This window comes from Nonomuraea soli (assembly GCF_013761175.1).
GTDB lineage: Bacteria > Actinomycetota > Actinomycetes > Streptosporangiales > Streptosporangiaceae > Nonomuraea > Nonomuraea soli.
Genome location: NZ_JACDUR010000008.1, coordinates 37,456 through 55,180, shown reverse-complemented (window position 1 = coordinate 55,180; position 17,725 = coordinate 37,456). Strand labels below are relative to the sequence as shown.

Sequence of the window (17,725 nt, the reverse complement as noted above, 5' to 3'; positions counted from 1 at the left end):
TTTACGTGGGTGAGTTTGGGTGTGCGGCTGGTGCTGGCGGCCAGCGGATGCCTGGCGCTGAACCTGTCCTTCCCGCCGCAGTTCGCCGACGGGCCGCTGTGGCCGCCGCTGTCGGTCGCGCTGGCGATCTTCGCGGCCGTGTGGCCGCGCTCCCCCGCGGTCAGCGGCATGATCGCCGCGACCGTGACGATCTGGATCGTCGGCGGGCTGGTCTACGACGCGCCGATCGACCCGCTCGGCGCCCTGCTGGTGGGCTGCGCCCTGTACGTGCAGCACACCTCGGCGGCGCTGGCCGCCCAGGTGCCGCTGGCCAGCGACATCCCGGCGCGGCTGATCGGTCCCTGGGCGCTGCGGACCGGCCTGGTCCTGGTGGTCACGACCCTGGTCTACCTGGTGGTGGTGACGGTTCCCCCGCTGCTGGGCAGCGTGCCGACGCTCGTCATGCTGCCGCTGGGCGCGCTGGGGGCGGTCACCGTCGCGGCGGTCGTCCGGCACGTGCTGCAGCGCCCGCCGGCGGCGGAGTGAGTCTCAGGCGGGCGACGGGATGAGGGCATCGATCTCCGCCTCGAGTGCCCGCTTGTCCGCCTCGGCCAGGAACGAGGCGGACACCGCGTTGGCGGCCAGCCGGGCCAGGCCCGCCTCGTCCAGCCCCGCCACGCGGGCGGCGACCCGGTACTCCTCGGTCAGGGTGGTGGCGAACATGGGCGGGTCGTCGCTGTTGATGGTGACGAACAGGCCCTCCTCCAGCATCCGGGGCAGCGGGTGCTCGGCGATGGCGGCGACCTGGCCGGTGCGGACGTTGGAGGTCGGGCACACGTCCAGCGGCAGCCGCGTCTCGCGCAGGTGCGCGACGAGCCGTTCGTCGCCCAGGCAGGAGATGCCGTGGCCGACGCGCTCGGCGTGCAGGCCCTCGATGACCTCCCAGATGGTCTCGGGTCCTGTCATCTCGCCGCCGTGCGGCACGCTGTGCAGACCCGCCGCGCGGGCCGCCGCGAACGCGTCGCGGAAGACCTGGCGGTACGGCGGGCGGCTCTGCTCGATGCCCGCCAGCCCGAAACCTGTCAAAGCCTTGGGAGGTTCTTCGAAGGCATGCTTGAGAGTGATGGCCGCCGCCTCCTCGCCGTACTCCCCGGGGATGTCGAAGATGTAGGCCATGCGCACGCCGTACTCCTCGAAGGAGCGGTCGGCTGCCAGGTCGAGCGCCTCGGTCACCGCGCGCATGGGCAGCCCCATGAGCCAGTGCGCGTACGGGGTGACCTGGAGTTCGGCGTAGCGGCCGTTCTGCGCCGCCAGGTCCCTGGCCAGGCCGGTCACCAGGGTGTGGACATCCTCTGGCTCGCGCACCAGGGAGTTGACCTTGGAGTAGACGCGGGCGAAGTGCGGGAAGTCGGTGAAGGTGTAGAAGGCGCGCAGCTCCCGCTCGCCGGTCGGCACGCCGCGGTCGGGGTGGCGCCCGGCCAGTTCCAGGACGGTCTCGACCGAGGCGGAGCCGACCAGGTGCACGTGCAGCTCCACCTTGGGGAGCGCGTCGATGAAGGCGTCAAGGGTGGTCATGTCGCCCGACCTTGTCACGAAATTTCGTGCCCAAGAAGACTTTGGGGCGAAATCTCACACAGACTTGTGAGATTCGACGAGCGGCACGAGCACGCCGTCAACGGTGTCGGCGACGAAGGCGTCGTCGAAGGACGGGCCGATGAAGATCATCCGATGCCACACCAGGGCCTCGGCCACCGTGTAGAGCCTGGACGGGTCGGCCTGGCCGTACCCCGCGCGCTCCAGCAGCGCCGCCGCCCCGCCGATGTCCTTGACCGGCATGTGCGAGCGCAGCGCGCGGGCCAGCTCCTGGTTCGACACGATCGTCGACGACAACCCGATGATCAGCCCGTGCTTACGCTCGATCATGTCGCACAGGCCCCGCACCAGCGTGAGCAGATCGTCGCGCAGGGAGCCGGTCGGCTCGACGACGGGTACGTCGAGCTGGAACCGGCTGCAGATCACGTCGACGACCAGCTCGGGCTTGCCCGCCCAGCGGCGGTAGAGCGTGGCCTTGCTGGCCCTGGCCCGCTTGGCGATCCCGTCGACCGTCATCCGGTCGTAGCCCACCTCCGACAGCAGCTCGAGGGTGGCGTCGATGATGGCCCGCTCCCTGTCGGGATCGAGTGGAGCCACGTGCACGTCCTTCTAGCGCTCGGCGATCTGCTCGTATCGTACGCCCGTCAGCTGCTCGGACACGTCCCACAGGCGCGTGGCGAGCTCCTGGGAGCGGGCGGCGGCTGACGGGGTGAGCCGCTGCAGCTTCGGGCCGATGTACTCACCTCCGCGCACGCTCGGCGAGGTCGCGGCGTGGATCGAGGAGAGCGCGCCCTTCTCCGGCGACTTCAGCAGCAGCCCCGCCACCCACTGCAGACGGCCCATCTTGAAGATGTCGGTGGCGGTGGCGCCCGGGTGCGTCGCCACGCTCACCAGGTCGAGCCCGGCCCGCCTGGCCCTGCGGTCCAGCTCGGCGGCGAAGAGCATGTTGCAGAGCTTGGAGCGGCCGTAGGAGCTCATCTTCGCGTAGCCCTTGTTCAGGGGCAGGTCGTCGAAGTCGAGCCGGCCCGACTTGTGCGCGTCGCTGGCGACGGTGACGACCCGCGCCCCCTGGCTCTTCAGCAGCACCGGCAGCAGCAGTCCGGTGAGCGCGTAGTGCCCGAGGTGGTTGACGCCGAACTGCAGCTCGAAGCCGTCCCTGGTCGTCTGTGGCGCGATCATGCCCACGCCCGCGTTGTTGACCAGGACGTCGACGGTCCCGACGTCCTCCGCGAACGAGTGCACGGAGGCGAGGTCGGCCAGGTCGAGGGTGCGCTGCTCGACGTCGGCGCCGGGTACGGCCGAGCGGATCGCCTCCGCGGCGGCCAGGCCCTTGTCACGCGAGCGGGTGGCCAGGACGACGCGCAGGCCCTGAGCCGCCAGGGCCTGGGCGGTGGGCAGGCCGATGCCGGTGTTGGCGCCGGTGACGATGGCGGTTCTCATGCCGACTCCTAGGTGTACGAAACCGTTTCGTACACTCTACATGCGCTCCAGCCGCTGGCGCGCGAGCCGCTCCTCCCTCCTGGCCACGTCCAGCCGCTGCTGGGCCTCGGCCAGCTTCTTCCTGGCCTTGTCGAGCTTCTGGGCGAGCTTGGCGACCTTGTCGGCGCGCTCCTCATGAGCCTGCACGGCCTGCGCGAGCGTGTCACGCCACTCGGTGTAGGCGGCCTCGGCCTCCTCCCGCTCCCTGGCCCTGCGCTCCTCGGCCTGGCGGGTCTCCTCCTCGCTCGGTTTGTCCTTGGCTCGCCGTACCTGCTCACGAGGGATCGGAGCCGGGGCGAAGCCGCTGTAGCTGAGCGGCTTGACCAGGTGGCCGCGGCGCACCTGCTCGGCCGCCTCCGCGTCGACCACCGCCGCGTCCAGGGTCTGGTCCACCTCCGCGGCCGCGGCACCGGACAGGTCCGACCGCTCGCGGATCAGCCGCGACAACCTTCCCGTGGCCTGGGCGCGCCGCCGGGTCAGCTCGGCCAGCGCGTCGGCGTCGTGGGCCTGCCAGGCCTCGCGCAGCCGCTCCCCCACCTCCAGCAGCTCGTCGAGCTCGCCCGGCTGCTCGTGGGCCAGCCGGTTGAGCGCCCAGGCGGACACCGTGGGCTTGCGCAGCTTGCCGATCTCCTTCGCCAGGGGTGCGTCACCGGCCTGTTTGGCCGCGCGCACCCGCTCGTCGCGCGCGGCGGTGAACTCGGCCGGCGGCAGGGCGTAGAGGCGGGTGGCGATCTCGTCAAGATCCACCCCTGAGGAATACCCCAATTGAGCGCTTTTCTAGCGCATAGTGGAGGTCGAGGGAGGCCGCCGTGTTCGAACGCTTCACCGATCGTGCCCGCCGTGTGGTCGTCCTGGCCCAGGAGGAGGCCAGGCTGCTCAACCACAACTACATCGGCACCGAGCACATCCTGCTCGGCCTGGTCAACGAGAGCGAGGGCGTGGCCGGGCGCGCTCTGAGCCAGTGCCGGATCGACCTCGGGCAGGTTCGCGAGGGCGTTCAGGAGATCGTCGGCATGGGCGACAGGCCGCCGGGCGGGCACATCCCGTTCACGCCCCGCGCGAAGAAGGTGCTGGAGCTGTCGCTGCGGGAGGCCTTACAACTCGGGCACAACTACATCGGCACCGAGCACATCCTGCTCGGCCTGATCCGCGAGGGCGAGGGCGTGGCCGCCCAGGTGCTGGTCAGGTACGGCGCCGATCTCAACAGGATCAGGCAGGTCGTGGTCACGCTGCTGCACGGACGGCCGCAGCGGCACGACGACGATCCTCCCCTCGACCTGTCCTCTCCCCTGCCGCCGCATCCTGCGCACCCGCCGCCCCCGCCGGGCATCGGATCTCGTGGTCCCGGGCTCATCGACCGGCTGGACCGGCTGCAGTCCTCGCTCGACCGGCTGGAGGGCTCGGTGGAGCGCATCGAGCGGCATCTGGGCATCGAGCGCCCGCCGGCACCCGAGGATGCGCCGCTCGACCGCCCGACGGAGGGCCCCCCGACCGACCCGCCCACCCCGGAACAAGGCGGCTCGGACGAGGGCGAATCCAATGCGGGCGGCTCAGACGAGGACCGCTCAGATGAAGGCCGCTCAGATGAGGGCCGCGACGCCGGCCACGGGTAGGCGGGCCTCCACCACTCCGGGGTCCTCGGTGTAGGCGAGGGTCGCGCCGAGCCGGACGAGCAGGCTGCGCATGCGCGCGTTGTCGGACAGCATCGCCGCCCGCACCTCGGCATAGCCGTGGTCGCGTGCGATCTGCACCAGCATCCTGGCCAGTGCCGTGCCCACGCCCTTGCCCTGCCACCGGTCCTCGACCAGGAAGGCCATCTCGGCGATCCCGGGGTCCGGGGTGAACATGAGGTTGGCCATCGCCACCACCTGGCCGTCGAAGCACGCCACGAGCGACTGCCCGCGCGAGCGGTCGACCAGCCGGTCGAACACCCGCGGCGGCAGCGCGGGCATGCTGGTGAAGTAGCGGAACCGGCGGCTCTCCGGGCTGCACCTGTCGTGCAGGTCGCGCACGGCCTCGCGGTAGATCCCGGTGAGCGGCCGTACGTCCAGCTCCGCGCCGTCGCCGAGGGTGAGGCTGCGCTCGTTGCCCGCCTGCTCGACCGGCGGCTGGGCGAGCCTGACGAACGCCGCCGCCCTGGCCGCCTCCGTCATGGTGAAGGGCAGTTCGGTACGGCGCAGCCGTACCGAACGCTTCTCGGCCACGCGGACGACGAGCTGGGTCGGGTCGGGGAGATCGCTCACGCTCTCACCGTAGATCCACCGGGCGTCGTCCGCGCGCAGCAGCTCGGCCATCAGCTCGGGCAGGCGCCAGGGCATCGCGCGCACCCGGGTGGCCAGCAGCAGCGCCCTGGTCGGCTCGTCGGTCAGCTCGTGGGCGCTGGCCGGGACGACCAGTACCCGGCGCCCGCCCGCGGCCTCCAGCGCCTCGCGCACGGCCTCGGGCGAGGCCGGGATGTCGGCGACGAACTCGTCGACGGTGCCGTCCGCGTCGGGCTGCACGCTCAGGCCCAGGATGTTGCCGCCGCGCTCGGCCAGGGCCGCGGCCAGCTTGGCCAGGCGCCCGGGTCGCTCGTCCACTGTGGTTCTGATCCGCAGGAATCCCATGTGTAAGAGGATGAAGGAGCTCTGTTACACCGTCGCTACGTGCGCGTTTCTAGAGAAATGGCATTATTTGAGCTCATGAGTACGCGTGTTCCACTGTCTGACGGGTTCATCAACGGAGAGGTCTCCTTCTGGTACCGCTCCTCGGGCGTGCCCGCCCCGCGCCAGCGCCTCGATGGGCCGTTGTCGGCGGATGTCGTGATCGTCGGCGCCGGATATACCGGACTGTGGACCGCCTACTATCTCAAAAAATCGGCGCCCGGCCTGCGCGTCGTCGTGCTGGAGCAGGAGTTCGCCGGCTTCGGCGCCTCCGGCCGCAACGGTGGGTGGCTCACCGGAGATCTGGCCGGTTCGCACGAGCTGTACGCCAGATCGCACGGCACCGAGGCCGCCATCGCGCTGCAGCGGGAGATGTTCGCCTCCGTCGACGAGGTCATCGCGGTCTGCGCCAAGGAGGGCATCGACGCCGACGTCGTCAAGGGCGGGGTGCTGACCGTCGCCCGCAACACCGCCCAGGCCTCCCGGCTGCGCGCCCACGTCGACGAGGCCAGGGCCTGGGGCTTCGGCCCCGGCGATCTGCAACTGCTGTCGGCCGCCGAGTCGCAGGAGCGGCTGCGGGTGGCGGGGACGGTGCAGGGCTCGTGGAGCCCGCACTGCGCGCGCATCCAGCCCGCCAAGCTCGCGCTCGGGCTGGCCGAGGCGGTGCGCGCGCTCGGCGTGGAGATCTACGAGGGCACGCCCGTGTTGTCCATCGAGCCGAAGCGGGCGGTGACCCCGTACGGCGTCGTGTCCGGAGATTTCATCATCCGCGCGACCGAGGGCTTCACCTCGCGCCTGCAGGGCCTGCGCCGCCAGTGGCTGCCCATGAACAGCTCGATGATCGTCACCGAGCCGCTGCCCGACTCCTTCTGGGAGACCGTCGGCTGGCAGGGCGCCGAGCTGCTCGGCGACATGGCCCACTACTACATGTACGCCCAGCGCACCGCCGACGGCCGAATCGCCTTCGGCGGGCGCGGACGGCCCTACCTGTACGGCTCGCGCGTCGACGCCCGCGGCCACACCCACGACTGGACCGTCGAGGCGCTCTGGCAGCTTCTGGTCGACTTCTTCCCCGCCGCGTCGTCGTCGAAGGTCGCCCACGCCTGGTCCGGCGTGCTCGGCGTGCCACGCGACTGGTGCTCGACCGTCCACGTCGACCGCGACACCGGGCTCGGCTGGGCGGGCGGGTACACGGGGCACGGGGTGACGACGACCAACCTGGCCGGCCGTACGCTGCGTGACCTCGTCCTGGGCGAGCAGACCGCGCTGACGGCGCTGCCGTGGGTGGGGCGCAAGGTGCGCGCGTGGGAGCCCGAGCCGCTGCGGTGGCTCGGCGTGCACTCGATGTACCGGCTGTATCGCACCGCCGACGCCCGCGAGCGGTCGATGCGGCGCACCTCGGTGCTGGCCCGCTTCGCCGACCTCATCACGGGGCACTGACGCCCGCGGGCCAGCCCCAAGCTTTGACGAGTCTTTGGCTCGCGCACCGGACTCATCCGCGCCCTCCGGGCAGAGACCAGGATATGGACGGCCTCGAGGAGGGCGCGGGCACGGTGGAGCTGATCCGCCGCCGGCTGCACGAACTGCGCCACGCCATGCGTCGCGAAGCGGTCATCGCCGACACCACCTGCCGTCTCGCGGCGCAGCGCAACGTGCTGCCCGCGGAGGCGGCGGCCCAGCTGGCCAGGCTCTCGGCCGAGAGCGGCATGGACCTGGTCGAGGTTGCCAGGTCGCTGGAGTTCGATCCGGAACCGGCCCCTTCCGGCGAACCGGACGCCGTACCCCGCTGGCTGGTGTCCACGCTGCAGGCGGTCCACGTCTCGGCGGCCTACCTGCTGCCCGTGCACGATCCGTCGGGCAGGGTGGTGGACTTCACGGTGGCCGAGGCCAACGACGTCGCCGCCGACGTGACCGGGCGCGGGCGCGACTACCTGCTGGGCGGCCGGGTGCTCCTGCGCACGCCCGGACTGGCCCGTTCCGGGCTGTTCGAGGAGTATCTGCGCGTCTACGAGACCGGCAGGGCCTTCCGTCGTGGCCCGTTCGAGTACGTCGAGGTCAGGGACGGCCTGCTCTGGCCCGCCTCGGTCACCGTGCGTGCCGTCCGGGTCGAGGACGGCATCCTGGTCACCTGGCGCACCCACGACGACGAGGAGCGCCTCGTGGCGGGCTGGGAGCGCGCCCAGCGCATCGCGGAGCTGGGCTGGGCGGAGTGGAACCTGGCCACGGGCCGGGCGTTGTGGACGCCGCAGATGTACGAGATGTTCGGCCGCGACGCCCGCGACGGACCCCTCGGCCTGGACGAGCTGCCTGACACGGTGGTGGCCGAGGACCAGCCCCTGGTGCGCGAGCAGATGTGCGCCCTGCTCGCCGACCGGGAGGCGATCGAGTCGGAGTTCAGGGTCCAGCAGCGGCACGGCGTACGGCACCTGCGCCTGGTGAGCGAGCCGGTGCTCGACCGGCACGGCCTGCTGGTGGCGATAAGGATCATGGCACAGGACGTCACCGAGAGCCGGCGCAGGGAACGCGCCCTCGTCCGCGCCCACGAGCGCGCGGACTCGGAGAAGGAGCGTGCCGAGCGTGAGCGCCTGGTGGCCACGCACCTGCAGGACACGCTGCTGCCGGTGCGCAGGGGCGTGCTCGACCTGCCGGGGCTGCGCGTGGCGCTGCGTTACCACCCGGACGAGGAGACCGGGCGCATCGGCGGCGACTGGTTCAAGGCCAGGCCGCTCCCCGACGGCCAGGTACTCATCGCCGTGGGCGACGCCATGGGGCACGGCCTGGCCGCGGCCGGGCTCATGGCCACGATGCGCAGCGGCCTGGCGGGCCTGGCCTACACCGGCGCCCCGGCCGACCGGCTGGCGACCTGGCTCAACGAGCTGATGTACCACGCCAACCCCGGGATCACCGCCACCGGCACCGCGATCATCGGTCACTACCGGCCGGCGGACCGCGTGCTGTCATGGGTGAACGCCGGCCATCCCGGCCCGGTCCTGATCCGCGACGGAGAGGCGAGCCTGCTGGAGTCCGGGGGCGGCGCCATGCTCGGCGCGTTCGAGACGATGGAGTACACCCTCACCACCACCCCGCTCAAGCAGCACGACCTGCTCCTGCTCTACACCGACGGCATCATCGAGCGGCGCGGCCACGACCTGGAGGAGGGCCTGCGGGCGCTGCTGGAGGCGGCCGCCGACGTGGACGTGCGCGACGACCCCGAGCAGAGCCTCGACATCATCCTGCGCAGGCTCGGAGCCGAGCGTTCCGACGACGACGTCTGCCTGCTCGCGCTGACGATCCTGTGACTTCTCCGGTGAGCGGGAGCACTAGTCTCAATCCCGACACCAAAGGAGAAGCATGGACATCCTCTTCCGGGGCGGCCGGGTTTTCACCGCCAAGGGCGACTTCGCCGAAGCCGTGCTGGTGCGCGACGGCGTGATCGCGGCGGTGGGCGCCGCCCGGGACCTGGCCACCGGAGCGCACGAGACCGTCGACCTGGCGGGCGGCCTGCTGACGCCGGGATTCACCGACGCGCACATCCACCCGGTGCAGGCCGGGCTGGAGCGGGCCAAGTGCGACCTGTCGGAGGTCTACGGGCTGGATGAGTACGTGGCCAGGGTGGCGCAGTACGCGGCCGCCCACCCCGGCAGGGAGTGGGTCGACGGCGGCGGCTGGGACATGTCGGCCTTCCCCGGCGGCCTTCCCCGCCGCGAGCAGCTCGACTTCCTGGACCGCCCGGTCTACCTCATCCAGCGTGACCACCACGCGGCCTGGGTGAACACCAGGGCGCTCGAGCGCGCGGGCATCACCAGGCAGACCCCCGACCCGGCCGACGGCAGGATCGAGCGCGACGCCGACGGCACGCCGACCGGTGTGCTCCACGAGGGCGCGATGGACCTGGTGGGCCTGCTGACCCCGCGGCCCACCCAGCAGGACATGGACGACGCCCTCGTCGACGCGCAGCGCCACCTGTTCAGCCTGGGCATCACCGGCTGGCAGGACGCCATCGTGGGCTCCTACGCGGGCTCCGACGACCAGCTGCCCACCTACGTCTCCGCGGCCGCCTCCGGCCGTCTCAGGGCCCGCGTGGTGGGCGCGCTGTGGTGGGAGCGCACCAGGGGCGCCGAGCAGATCGAGGATCTCCTCCAGCGCCGCAAGTCGGCGGAGGGCCTCGACCGGTTCTCGGCCACCTCCGTCAAGATCATGCAGGACGGCATCGCGGAGAACTACACCGCCGCGGTGCTGGAGCCGTACTGCCTGTGCGGCGGCACGGGCCTGTCGTACGTGGACCCGGACCTGCTCAAGGGCTACGTGGCCGAGCTGGACCGGCACGGTTTCCAGATCCACTTCCACGCGATCGGCGAGCGCGCCGTGCGCGAGGCCCTCGACAGCTTCACCGGGACCGACCCGGCCAACCGCCACCACATCGCGCACCTGCAGATCATCGAGCCGAGCGACATCCCGCGCTTCGCCGAACTCGGCGTGACGGCCAACCTGCAACCCCTGTGGGCGACCCACCACGCCCAGATGGACGAGCTGACCATCCCCTACCTCGGCGAGCCCCGCTCGTCGTGGCAGTACCCCTTCGCCGACCTGCAGCAGGCGGGCGCCCGCTTCTGCGCGGGCAGCGACTGGCCGGTCTCCAACGCCGACCCGCTGCAGGCGATGCACGTGGCGGTCAACCGCACCGAGCCGGGCAGCTCGGTGCACGCCGGCTACCCGACGGCGCAGACGCCGTTCCTTCCCGGCCAGAAGCTGGACCTGACGACGGCGCTGACCGCGTACACGGCCGGTTCCGCCTGGATCAACCGCTCGCCCGCCGGGGTCATCGAGCCGGGCCGCCCCGCCGACCTGGTGGTGCTGGACCGCGACCCGTTCGACCTCCCGGCGCAGGACCTGTGGACCACGAAGGTCAGGATGACGTTCGTGGACGGCGAGGCGGTCCACGAGGCCTGATCACCCGGCGGCCCTCGCCGTCGCGCGTTTTCACCCCCCGAGCACGCTGAAGCCCCCATCGGCCTGGGCCGATGGGGGCTTCAGCGAAGAACTCCTACCAGGGACTCTTGTTCGTGCGCAGGCGCTCGAGCGCCTCCTCGAGGATGGCCTTGCCGTCCTTGTCGCTCCGGCGCTCCTTCACGTAGGCCAGGTGCGTCTTGTACGGCTCGTTCCTCGGCGGCGCCGGCGGGTTGGCCTGGTCCTGGCCGGCCGGAAGGCCGCAACGCGGGCAGTCCCACAGCTCGGGAACGGCCGCGTCACTGGCGAAACTCGGGCGCGTCTCGTGCATGTTGGCGCACCAGAACGCCACGCGCACACGTGGGGCGGCCTCGCCGCGCTCGGCCTCCCCCATCGGCCCGGCGCCTACGCGGCTGCCACGGATCGCGTTGCCACTACCCACGGATGAACTCCTCGCTCGAACGCCCCACGCGCGCGCGGGGGGAGAATCACTGTCACGCGTCAGACGGGCGTTACTACTGCTTGAGCAGCAGGCCCAGAGCGATGATGCAGACGAACCAGACCGTGCCCGTGATGACGGTCAGCCGGTCGAGGTTGCGCTCCACCACCGAGGAACCACCGAAGTTCGACGAGAAGCCACCGCCGAACATGTCGGACAGACCGCCACCCTTACCCTTGTGGAGCAGGACGAGCAGGATCATGAGGCAGCTCGCCAGGATAACGGCGATGGAGATTCCGATGACCACGGTAAACCTGTCTTTCAGGTGCTCTGAACGCGTGACGATTCAAACTTGCTTCTAGAGGGTACGACCTGCTGTCAAGTCGCGCCCCCGTTATGCCTCAGTTGGTGCCATAACGGCAGATCTTGACGAAGTCGGCCGCGTCGATGCTGGCCCCTCCGACGAGGGCGCCGTCGACATCGGCCTGCGCCATGATCCCGGCGATGTTGCCGGACTTCACCGAGCCTCCGTAAAGGATACGAACACCTTCGGCCACCTGCGCGTCGTAGAGCTCGGCGAGTCGCTGCCGCAGCGCCGCGCAGACCTCCTGGGCGTCGTCGGGGGTGGCCACCTCACCGGTGCCGATCGCCCACACCGGCTCGTAGGCCACCACCATCGATTGTGCCTGCTCGGCGGAGACTTTGCGCAGTCCACCGTCGAGCTGCGACAGGGTGTAGGCCACATGGCCGCCCGCCTGCCGTACCGGCAGCCCCTCGCCCACGCACAGGATCGGCGTCAGCGAGTGCCGCAGCGCGGCGTGCACCTTGGCGTTGACCAGGGCGTCGTCCTCGTCGTGGTACTGCCGGCGCTCCGAGTGGCCGATCACCACGTAGCTGCAGCCCAGCTTGGCCAGCATCGCGCCGGAGATCTCGCCGGTGTAGGCGCCGGCGTCGTACTGCGACAGATCCTGCGCGCCGTAGACGATCCTGTAGCGGTCGCCGTCGACGAGCGTCTGCACGCTCCGCAGGTCGGTGAACGGCGGCAGCACCGCCACGTCCACCTTGTCGAAGTCCTTGTCGGACAGGCCGAACGCCAGCGACTGGACGAGCTTGATGGCCTCGAGGTGGTTGAGGTTCATCTTCCAGTTGCCGGCCATGAGCGGCTTGCGCACGGGTCAGTCCTCCAGAGCGGCGAGTCCGGGCAGGGTCTTACCTTCGAGGTACTCCAGGCTGGCACCGCCGCCGGTGGAGATGTGCGAGAAACCGTCTTCCGGAAGGCCGAGTTTCCGTACGGCGGCCGCGGAGTCGCCGCCGCCGACGACCGTGTAGGCCTCGGACCGGATCAGCGCCTCGGCCACGGCCCTGGTGCCCCCGGCGAACGCCTCGAACTCGAAGACGCCCATCGGGCCGTTCCAGAACACCGTGCGCGCGTCGGACAGCTTGGAGGCGAACAGCTCCCGCGTCCTGGGACCGATGTCGAGCCCCTCGCGGTCGGCCGGGATCGCGTCGGCCGCGACGACCTCGTACTCGGCGTCCTCGGCGAAGTGGGTGGCGGCCAGCACGTCGACCGGCAGCACGAGCTCCACGCCGCGCTTGACGGCCTCGTTGAGGAAGCCGCGCACCTGGTCGAGCTGGTCCTCCTGCAGCAGGCTCCTGCCGACCTCGTGGCCCTGGGCCTTGAGGAAGGTGTAGGCCATGCCGCCGCCGATGAGCAGCCGGTCGACCTTGGTCAGCAGGTTGGCGATGACGCCGAGCTTGTCGGAGACCTTGGCGCCGCCCAGCACGACCACGTAGGGGCGCTCGGGGCTCTCGGTGAGCTTCTTCAGCACCTCGACCTCGGCCTTGACCAGGCCGCCCATCGTGTGCGGGAGGAGCTTGGGCACGTCGTAGACGGAGGCGTGCTTGCGGTGCACCGCGCCGAAGCCGTCACCCACGTACAGCTCGGCCAGGCCCGCCAGCTCCCGCGCGAACGCCTGCCGTACGGCCTCGTCCTTGGACTCTTCGCCCGGGTTGTAGCGAAGGTTCTCCAGCAGGGCCACCTGGCCGTCGTGGAGCTCGTCGACGACGGCCTCGGCCTCGGGGCCGACGGTGTCGCTCGCGAAGGCCACCTGCCCGCCCAGCAGCTCGCGCAGGCGCCGGGCGACCGGGGCCAGGGAGTACTTGGGGTTGGGCTCGCCCTTGGGGCGGCCCAGGTGGGCGCAGACGATGACCTTCGCGCCCTGCTCCTGCAGCGCCTTGATGGTCGGCAGGGAGGCGCGGATACGCCCGTCGTCGGTGATCACGTCCCCGTCGAGGGGGACGTTGAGGTCGGCGCGTACCAGGACGCGCCGACCCTTCACGTCTTGCAGCATCAGAGGTCCTTGCCCACCAGCTCGATGAGGTCGGCGAGGCGGTTGGAGTAACCCCACTCGTTGTCGTACCAGCCGATGACCTTGGCCTGGTTGCCGATCACCTTGGTCAGCCCGGAGTCGAAGATGCAGGAGGCCGGGTCGGTGACGATGTCGGCGGAGACGATGTCGTCCTCGGTGTAGGTGAGGATGCCCTTGAGGGGGCCCTCGGCAGCGGCCTTGTAGGCGGCGTTGATCTCCTCGACGCTCGGGGTGGCCTTGAGCTCCACGGTGAGGTCGGTGGCCGAGCCGGTGGGGATCGGCACGCGCATCGCGAAGCCGTCGAGCTTGCCCTTCAGCTCCGGCAGCACCAGGCCGATGGCCTTGGCGGCACCGGTGGAGGTCGGCACCACGTTCAGGGCGGCGGCGCGGGCGCGGCGCAGGTCGGCGTGCGGGCCGTCCTGCAGGTTCTGGTCCTGCGTGTAGGCGTGGATCGTGGTCATGAGGCCCTTCTCGATGCCGAAGGCGTCGTTGAGGACCTTGGCCAGCGGGGCCAGGCAGTTGGTGGTGCAGGAGGCGTTGGAGATCACCGTGTGGCTGGCCGGGTCGTACTTGTCATGGTTGACACCCATGACGACGGTGACGTCCTCGTTCTTGGCCGGGGCCGAGATGATGACCTTCTTCGCGCCGTTCTCGGCGTGCACCTTGGCCTTGTTGGCGTCGGTGAAGAAGCCGGTCGACTCCACCACGATGTCAACACCCAGGTCGCCCCAGGGCAGCTTGGCGGGGTCACGCTCGGCGAAGGCCTTGATGGTCTTGCCGTCCACGACGATCTCGTCGGCGGTCGCCTTCACCTCGTACGGCAGGCGGCCCAGGATGCTGTCGTACTTCAGCAGGTGGGCGAGCGTCGCGTTGTCGGTCAGGTCGTTGACGGCGACGATCTCGATGTCTTTGCCGCTGGCGGCCACCGCTCGCCAGAAGTTACGGCCGATGCGGCCGAAGCCGTTGACTCCTACGCGGATGCTCACGGGAACCGGTCTCCTCGAAATCTGCGGGCTGAAACCTCAAGCACGAACCCTATCGGAACCGGATTGGTTTAGACCTCTTCAGGGTGCACCCTCTTTTGCCTGCTTTTTTGGACGGATTTTGCAGAGATCGAGTAAAGTGCCCGGACTCGTCAGAGTTAAGCACGGGGGTGCCGATGAAAGCGCGAAGTACGGGACTACTGCGAGGCCTGATAGCCGGGCTGGCGGCGACGATCGCCGCCATGGCCCTCTACGGCGCCTACGGCTACTTCGCGCCGCAGATCCCGACGCCGGTGCTTCACTTCTTCGGCCCGCCGGAGAAGTCCGAGCTCTACGTGCTCGGCGCTCTCGGCGGCCTGGTGATCGGGCTGTCCGTCGCGGCGGTGCGTCCGCGCACCTACCTGCTGGCCGCCGCGGCCGTCGTCTTCGCCGTCGTGACCAGGGTGCTCGGCGTCATCGTCGCGATGCTCGCCGCGCTGTTCCGGCTGGGCCAGCCCACGCACTCCTACGGCGAGCGCGGCCTGGCCTACCTGCGGACCTATCCGGAGATCATGACCAGCGGCGACTTCTGGGGGACACTCGCCGCCGGAGTCGTGCCGGCGGCACTCATCGTGAGCCTGCGGGTACGGCGCCTGCGCGGCAAGGCCGCCACGCCGGTGGTCGAGACCACAGAGCCCACGCCCGACGCGGACGACGGCTTCCGCGGCGCCTTCGAGCCCGCTGTGCCGGTGCACAAGCCCGAGGGCGGCCTGTGAGGCTCCCCGCCTTACACGACGGCCTCTGCGTGGCACGGTCAGGCGCTCTGCCTTATGCGACGGCCTCCTGCGTGGCCCTGTGAGGCGCCCTGCCTCACGGGGCCTCTTGCGTGGCCCCGTGAGGCGCTCCGCCCTGCATGACGCCCTCTCTGCGTGGTCGCGGGCGCCATCGCCACCCTCCTGGCCGCCACCGCCTTCAGCGTCGCCGTTGGCTTCGTCGACGAGCTCGCGCGTGCCCTGCCGGCGGGCAACGGGCTGCCATGGGTTCCCGGGCAAACGCCCGCCGCGGGGCTCATCGTCGGCTACGCCATCACCCTCACCCGCGGGAGACGACAACGAGCCGCGCCCCTTACGCACGACCCCACGGGGAAGACGACAACGGGCCGCCCGCCCTGCGCGCGACCCGTTCGTCTCAGCCTCACGGCGCGTTACGGCGCGAGCATGTCGGCCGTGAGGTTCGCCTCCGTGTTGGGGATCCCCATGTCGGAGGCCCGCTTGTCGGCCATGGCCAGCAGCCGCCTGATGCGGCCCGCGATGGCGTCCTTGGTCAGCGGCGGGTCGGCCAGCTGGCCGAGCTCCTCCAGGGAGGCCTGCTTGTGCTCGACGCGCAGCCGCCCGGCCGTCACCAGGTGCTCGGGCGCGTCGTCGGCGAGAATCTCCAGGGCCCGCTGCACCCGCGCTCCGGCCGCCACGGCGGCGCGGGCCGAGCGGCGCAGGTTGGCGTCGTCGAAGTTGGCCAGCCGGTTGGCGGTCGCGCGCACCTCGCGGCGCATGCGCCGCTCCTCCCAGGCCAGCACGCTGTCGTGAGCGCCCAGGCGGGTGAGCAGGGCGCTGATGGCGTCACCGTCGCGTACCACGACGCGGTCGACGCCGCGCACCTCGCGCGCCTTGGCGTGGATCTTCAGGCGGCGCGCCGATCCGACGAGCGCCAGTGCCGCCTCGGGCCCCGGGCAGGTCACCTCGAGCGACATCGACCTGCCGGGCTCGGTGAGCGAACCGTGGGCGAGGAACGCCCCCCGCCAGGCCGCCTCGGCGTCGCAGGACGCGCCGGAGACCACCTGGCGCGGCAGGCCGCGCACCGGGCGGCCGTGGTTGTCGATGAGGCCCGTCTGCCTGGCCAGCGCCTCGCCGTCCTTGTAGACGCGCACCACGTAGCGCGAGCCCTTGCGCAGCCCGGCGGGTGCGAGCACCATGACCTCGGCCTTGTGCCCGAAAACCTCGCCGATGTCCTTGATCAGCCGCCGCGCCGTGGCGTTGGTGTCGAGTTCGGCCTCGATCACGATGCGCCCGCCGACCAGGTGCAGCCCGCTCGCGAACCGCAGCAGCGTCGACACCTCCGCCTTGCGGCAGCAAGGCTTCAACACCGGCAGTCGGCTCAGCTCGTCCTTCACTACACCTGTCATCGCCATAAGCGTTAGTCCTCCCCCACTAAGACTTGCTCCTCAGCAGTCTCTCGCACCTTTGGGGCGCGACGACCAGGATCAACGCTTCTGGAGGAAAATCTCGTCCAGGACGGAGGCAAGACGTCGTGGGTCATGACGTGCCGATCCGTCTTGCGCGGCAACGTCCGACATGACCAGTCTGGCGCCCATTGTCGCGGCCGCCTTGTCGAGCGCGCCCCGGTCGTCGACGATCTGCGCGTCGGCCAGGACCACGTCGATCGGCAGCTCGGGAGCGTGCTGCCGGAGCACCTCGAGGTGCTGTTGCGGGGAGAAGTCGTCCGTCTCGCCCGGCTGCGGCGCCAGGTTCAGCGTCACCAGCCTGCGCGCCTTCGTGTCGTGCAGCGCCCTGGCCAGCTCGGGCACCATCAGGTGCGGCAGCACGCTGGTGAACCAGCTGCCCGGACCGAAGATCACCCAGTCAGCCTGCATGATCGCCTCGACGGCCTCCGGCCTGGCGGGAGGGTTCTCGGGCACCAGCGAGATCGACTGCACGCGGCCCGGCGTGAGCGCGCACGCCACCTGGCCCCTGACCGTGCTGATGCGCCCGTCGAGCTCCACCTCGGCGACGATGTCGAGCGGCACGCTCGCCATCGGCAGCACCCTGCCGTGGGCGCCCAGGAGCCTGCCGACCCACTCCAAGCCCTTGACCGGGTCGCCGAGCAGCTCCCACAGGGCCACGATCAGCAGGTTGCCGACCGCGTGGCCGTGGAGCTCGCCCTCGCTCCTGAAGCGGTGCTGCACCACCTCGCTCCAGGTGCTGCCCCATTCGTCGTCGCCGCAGAGCGCCGCCAGGGCCATGCGCAGGTCGCCGGGCGGCAGGACGCCGAGCTCGCGCCTGAGCCGTCCGCTGGAGCCGCCGTCGTCGGCGACGGTGACGATGGCGGTCAGCTCGCTGGTGACGGCGCGCAGGGCGGAGAGCGAGGCGTACAGGCCGTGACCGCCGCCCAGCGCCACCACCCGCGGTCCGCCACTCACCCGCGCGGGACCTGGCCGCTCCTTCGACGGCACGACCGCCACCTGCCCGCCACTGTCCTCCGCGCCCGCGTCCCGCCCCCGCGTCCCGCCGTCACCAGGCCTGGCCGCCACCTGTTCCGTTG

At 70.9% G+C, this 17,725-nt stretch carries 18 protein-coding genes; 6 read left to right on the top strand and 12 right to left on the bottom strand.

Going from position 1 to position 17,725, the window contains the following annotated elements; all coding sequences use genetic code 11:
* Positions 1 to 9: 9 nt before the first annotated feature.
* Positions 10 to 525 carry a hypothetical protein gene (locus HNR30_RS36480; RefSeq protein ID WP_181614714.1) on the top strand — a complete coding sequence of 172 codons (516 nt, stop codon included), beginning with the start codon at positions 10 to 12 and terminating at the stop codon, positions 523 to 525.
* Positions 526 to 528: 3 nt separating this feature from the next.
* Here HNR30_RS36480 and add read toward each other — a convergent pair whose 3' ends face one another.
* Genes add through HNR30_RS36460 form a run of 4 tightly spaced genes read right to left on the bottom strand, consistent with a single transcriptional unit; the run spans position 529 to position 3,798 of the window.
* A complete protein-coding gene (gene add, locus HNR30_RS36475; protein ID WP_181614713.1) occupies positions 529 to 1,554 on the bottom strand; it encodes an adenosine deaminase in 1,026 nt (341 codons plus the stop codon).
* Between the two features lie 54 nt (positions 1,555 to 1,608).
* Positions 1,609 to 2,169, bottom strand: a complete 561-nt coding sequence (locus HNR30_RS36470; RefSeq protein ID WP_181614712.1) for a TetR/AcrR family transcriptional regulator — start codon at positions 2,167 to 2,169, stop codon at positions 1,609 to 1,611.
* A 12-nt stretch (positions 2,170 to 2,181) separates the two neighbouring features.
* Complete coding sequence (locus HNR30_RS36465) at positions 2,182 to 3,012, bottom strand: oxidoreductase (protein WP_181614711.1); 831 nt, start codon at positions 3,010 to 3,012, stop codon at positions 2,182 to 2,184.
* A gap of 36 nt (positions 3,013 to 3,048) precedes the next feature.
* Positions 3,049 to 3,798, bottom strand: coding sequence for a hypothetical protein (locus HNR30_RS36460; RefSeq protein ID WP_181614710.1), 750 nt, complete (start codon positions 3,796 to 3,798; stop codon positions 3,049 to 3,051).
* Positions 3,799 to 3,860: 62 nt separating this feature from the next.
* Here HNR30_RS36460 and HNR30_RS50805 point away from each other — a divergent pair, with 62 nt between their 5' ends.
* Positions 3,861 to 4,664: a Clp protease N-terminal domain-containing protein gene (locus HNR30_RS50805; RefSeq protein ID WP_486348563.1), complete on the top strand. Its 804-nt coding sequence runs from the start codon at positions 3,861 to 3,863 to the stop codon at positions 4,662 to 4,664.
* Here the strand turns inward: HNR30_RS50805 and HNR30_RS36450 are convergent.
* Entirely contained in the window at positions 4,632 to 5,657 is a 1,026-nt protein-coding gene (locus HNR30_RS36450; protein WP_181614709.1) for a GNAT family N-acetyltransferase, read from the bottom strand. The genes HNR30_RS50805 and HNR30_RS36450 overlap by 33 nt on opposite strands.
* Positions 5,658 to 5,732: 75 nt before the next feature.
* Here HNR30_RS36450 and HNR30_RS36445 point away from each other — a divergent pair, with 75 nt between their 5' ends.
* The 3 genes from HNR30_RS36445 to HNR30_RS36435 all read left to right on the top strand — a co-directional run bounded on the left by HNR30_RS36445 (position 5,733) and on the right by HNR30_RS36435 (position 10,643).
* Positions 5,733 to 7,133 carry an NAD(P)/FAD-dependent oxidoreductase gene (locus tag HNR30_RS36445; protein WP_181614708.1) on the top strand — a complete coding sequence of 467 codons (1,401 nt, stop codon included), beginning with the start codon at positions 5,733 to 5,735 and terminating at the stop codon, positions 7,131 to 7,133.
* Between the two features lie 83 nt (positions 7,134 to 7,216).
* Positions 7,217 to 8,992: a PP2C family protein-serine/threonine phosphatase gene (locus HNR30_RS36440; protein ID WP_181614707.1), complete on the top strand. Its 1,776-nt coding sequence runs from the start codon at positions 7,217 to 7,219 to the stop codon at positions 8,990 to 8,992.
* Positions 8,993 to 9,044: 52 nt separating this feature from the next.
* Positions 9,045 to 10,643, top strand: a complete 1,599-nt coding sequence (locus HNR30_RS36435; protein WP_181614706.1) for an amidohydrolase — start codon at positions 9,045 to 9,047, stop codon at positions 10,641 to 10,643.
* Positions 10,644 to 10,737: 94 nt separating this feature from the next.
* On the opposite strand, the gene HNR30_RS36430 is transcribed toward HNR30_RS36435, so the two are convergent.
* The 5 genes from HNR30_RS36430 to gap form a co-directional block, all read right to left on the bottom strand.
* Positions 10,738 to 11,082 (bottom strand): RNA polymerase-binding protein RbpA, encoded by a 345-nt coding sequence (locus HNR30_RS36430; protein ID WP_181614705.1) that lies wholly within the window; start codon positions 11,080 to 11,082, stop codon positions 10,738 to 10,740.
* 73 nt (positions 11,083 to 11,155) lie between these two features.
* Positions 11,156 to 11,386, bottom strand: coding sequence for a preprotein translocase subunit SecG (secG, locus tag HNR30_RS36425; RefSeq protein WP_181614704.1), 231 nt, complete (start codon positions 11,384 to 11,386; stop codon positions 11,156 to 11,158).
* A gap of 94 nt (positions 11,387 to 11,480) precedes the next feature.
* Complete coding sequence (gene tpiA, locus HNR30_RS36420; RefSeq protein WP_181615174.1) at positions 11,481 to 12,236, bottom strand: triose-phosphate isomerase; 756 nt, start codon at positions 12,234 to 12,236, stop codon at positions 11,481 to 11,483.
* Between the two features lie 18 nt (positions 12,237 to 12,254).
* Positions 12,255 to 13,430, bottom strand: a complete 1,176-nt coding sequence (locus tag HNR30_RS36415; RefSeq protein WP_181614703.1) for a phosphoglycerate kinase — start codon at positions 13,428 to 13,430, stop codon at positions 12,255 to 12,257.
* Positions 13,430 to 14,434, bottom strand: a complete 1,005-nt coding sequence (gap, locus tag HNR30_RS36410) for a type I glyceraldehyde-3-phosphate dehydrogenase (RefSeq protein WP_181614702.1) — start codon at positions 14,432 to 14,434, stop codon at positions 13,430 to 13,432. The genes HNR30_RS36415 and gap overlap by 1 nt, the downstream gene beginning before the upstream one ends.
* Before the next feature lie 173 nt (positions 14,435 to 14,607).
* Here gap and HNR30_RS36405 point away from each other — a divergent pair, with 173 nt between their 5' ends.
* Positions 14,608 to 15,186, top strand: a complete 579-nt coding sequence (locus HNR30_RS36405) for a hypothetical protein (protein WP_181614701.1) — start codon at positions 14,608 to 14,610, stop codon at positions 15,184 to 15,186.
* A gap of 428 nt (positions 15,187 to 15,614) precedes the next feature.
* On the opposite strand, the gene whiA is transcribed toward HNR30_RS36405, so the two are convergent.
* Complete coding sequence (gene whiA, locus HNR30_RS36400; RefSeq protein ID WP_181614700.1) at positions 15,615 to 16,595, bottom strand: DNA-binding protein WhiA; 981 nt, start codon at positions 16,593 to 16,595, stop codon at positions 15,615 to 15,617.
* 72 nt (positions 16,596 to 16,667) lie between these two features.
* A complete protein-coding gene (locus tag HNR30_RS36395; protein ID WP_181615173.1) occupies positions 16,668 to 17,585 on the bottom strand; it encodes a gluconeogenesis factor YvcK family protein in 918 nt (305 codons plus the stop codon).
* Positions 17,586 to 17,725: the final 140 nt, after the last annotated feature.

What these genes read in the sequence shown, in the direction of transcription:
- add (WP_181614713.1), bottom strand. Translation starts at nt 1,554, where the DNA reads ATGACCACCCTTGACGCCTTCATCGACGCGCTCCCCAAGGTGGAGCTG.
- HNR30_RS36465 (WP_181614711.1), bottom strand. Translation starts at nt 3,012, where the DNA reads ATGAGAACCGCCATCGTCACCGGCGCCAACACCGGCATCGGCCTGCCC.
- HNR30_RS36450 (WP_181614709.1), bottom strand. Translation starts at nt 5,657, where the DNA reads ATGGGATTCCTGCGGATCAGAACCACAGTGGACGAGCGACCCGGGCGC.
- HNR30_RS36445 (WP_181614708.1), top strand. Translation starts at nt 5,733, where the DNA reads ATGAGTACGCGTGTTCCACTGTCTGACGGGTTCATCAACGGAGAGGTC.
- HNR30_RS36440 (WP_181614707.1), top strand. Translation starts at nt 7,217, where the DNA reads ATGGACGGCCTCGAGGAGGGCGCGGGCACGGTGGAGCTGATCCGCCGC.
- HNR30_RS36435 (WP_181614706.1), top strand. Translation starts at nt 9,045, where the DNA reads ATGGACATCCTCTTCCGGGGCGGCCGGGTTTTCACCGCCAAGGGCGAC.
- tpiA (WP_181615174.1), bottom strand. Translation starts at nt 12,236, where the DNA reads ATGGCCGGCAACTGGAAGATGAACCTCAACCACCTCGAGGCCATCAAG.
- HNR30_RS36415 (WP_181614703.1), bottom strand. Translation starts at nt 13,430, where the DNA reads ATGCTGCAAGACGTGAAGGGTCGGCGCGTCCTGGTACGCGCCGACCTC.
- HNR30_RS36405 (WP_181614701.1), top strand. Translation starts at nt 14,608, where the DNA reads ATGAAAGCGCGAAGTACGGGACTACTGCGAGGCCTGATAGCCGGGCTG.
- whiA (WP_181614700.1), bottom strand. Translation starts at nt 16,595, where the DNA reads ATGGCGATGACAGGTGTAGTGAAGGACGAGCTGAGCCGACTGCCGGTG.